This is a genomic window from Aeromicrobium sp. (genome assembly GCF_036676885.1).
Lineage (GTDB): Bacteria > Actinomycetota > Actinomycetes > Propionibacteriales > Nocardioidaceae > Aeromicrobium.
In genome coordinates this window covers 1-1,953 of the sequence record NZ_JAKFCB010000215.1, presented here as the reverse complement: position 1 = coordinate 1,953, position 1,953 = coordinate 1, and the positions used below count along the sequence as shown (strand labels likewise).

The following is a 1,953-nucleotide window of genomic DNA, read 5'->3' as shown; positions in this document are numbered from 1 at the left end:
AAGCGTTGACCGTGATGCTGTCGGGCGGAGTGACACCCACCGGCGGGACCGTGTCGCTGCCGGTGGTCAGCTTGAACACGGCCGGATCGGGGGCGGGCGCCGAATAGCTGCCGGTGCTGTCGATGATGGACTCGATGGACGAGGTCGCGAAGATGATGCCGCGCTGGTCCGACGTGAAGGCGAGTGTCGGCGCGTTCAGGACGTCAGCGCCGCCACTGCCGCCGAAGATCTGGAACGCAGTCTGCGTGCTGTTGACGGTGAAGGTGGTGCCGGCTGCGTTGTTGCTGGTGATGGTCAGGTTGGAGACCGACTTGTTGCTCAGGTCCACGGACGCATCGGTGACTGCCAGCCGGTTGCTGCCAACACTGGAGGCGATGGACGTCACTGTCGAGAGCAGGTCGTTGTCGACGATCAAGGTCAGCGATGACGCGCCAAGGTAGAGACTCTCGAAATTGACGATGGAGTTCGCCGTCAGGTCGAACGTCCCTGACCCGTAGAACTGAAGCGAGTCGGAATTCGCGCCGCCGTCGAGCGAGTTGGCGGCATTCCATCCGCCGATCGTGTTTGCTCCGTAGTACACGTTGTTGATGTAGACGCTGTTGCTCAGGTGCGTGTAGACCGTGTCGTTGCCGGCGCCGGTATTGACCGTCGCCTGCCCGGTCCCCAGACGGATAGTGTCCCCGTCGTCGCCGCTGTTGACCGTCGCGGCGCCGCTCGACAGGGAGACCTGGTCGCCGCCCTTGCCGGTGCTGACGACGGCCGTACCGGCTCCGGCGTAGACGACATCGCCGCCATCGGCCGTCTGCACGTCGACGGTGGCCGCCGCGGCCGTATTGAGCCAGATCGACTCCCGGCCGCTGCCGCTGCCGCGGATGGTCACCGGATCCGCCGTGCCGCGCAGGATCAGCCCGGCCTCGTTCGCCGTGAAGTTGACGAGCCGGACCTCTTCGAACCCGGTGAGCTCTGCCACGCCCGAGGCGCGCAGATCGAAAATGCCGCCCCCATAGAGGGCGAGCACATCGGTGCCGGTGGCGCCGCCATGCAGACGATCGCCGCTGGTGAGCGTGACGGTCGAAGCGTTGACCGTGATGCTGTCGGGTGGGGTAACACCCACCGGCGGCACCGTGTCGCTGCCGCTGGTCAGCTTGAAGACGGCCGGATCAGCGGCGGGCGCCGAATAGCTGCCGGTGCTGTCGACAATCGACTCGATGGACGAGGTGGCGAAGATGATTCCGCGCTGGTCCGACGTGAGGGTGAGTGTCGGCGCGTTCAGGACGTCCGCGCCGCCACTGCCGCCGAAGATCTGGAACGCAGTCTGCGTGCTGTTGACGGTGAAGGTGGTGCCGGTCGCGTTGTTGCTGGTGATGGTCAGGTTGGAGACCGACTTGTTGCTCAGGTTGACGGACGCATCGGTGACTGCCAGCCGGTTGCTGGCGTAATTCGAGCCGATGGACGTCACGGTCGAGAGCAGATCGTTGTTCACGACCAAGGTCAACGATGACGCGCCAAGGTAGAGCTGCTCGAAATTGACGATGGAGTTGGCCGTCAGGTCGAATGTCCCTGGCCCGTAGAAGTAAAGCGTGTCGAAGTTCGCGCCGCCGTCGAGCGAATTGCCGGCATTCCATCCGCCGGTCGTGTTTGCTCCGTAGTACACGTTGTTGATGTAGACGCTGTTGCTCAGGTGCGTGTAGACGGTGTCGTTGCCGGCGCCGGCATTGACCGTCGCCTGCCCGGTCCCCAGATAGATGACGTCCCCGTCGTCGCCGCTGTTGACCGTCGCGGCGCCGCTCGACAGGGAAACCTGGTCGCCGCCCTTGCCAGTGCTGATCGCTGCGGTGCCGGCCCCGCCGTAGACCAAATCGCTGCCGTCCGCCGTCTGCACGTCGACGGTGGCCGCCGCGGCCGTATTGAGCCAGATCGACTCCCGGCCGCTGCCGCTGCCGCGGATGGTCA

General features: G+C 65.2%; 1 protein-coding gene. It reads right to left on the bottom strand.

Annotated features, from left to right (window positions below):
* Nucleotides 1-1,953 (bottom strand): beta strand repeat-containing protein (locus V6M46_RS09845; RefSeq protein WP_442880495.1); only part of this gene is annotated, 1,953 nt, incomplete at both ends.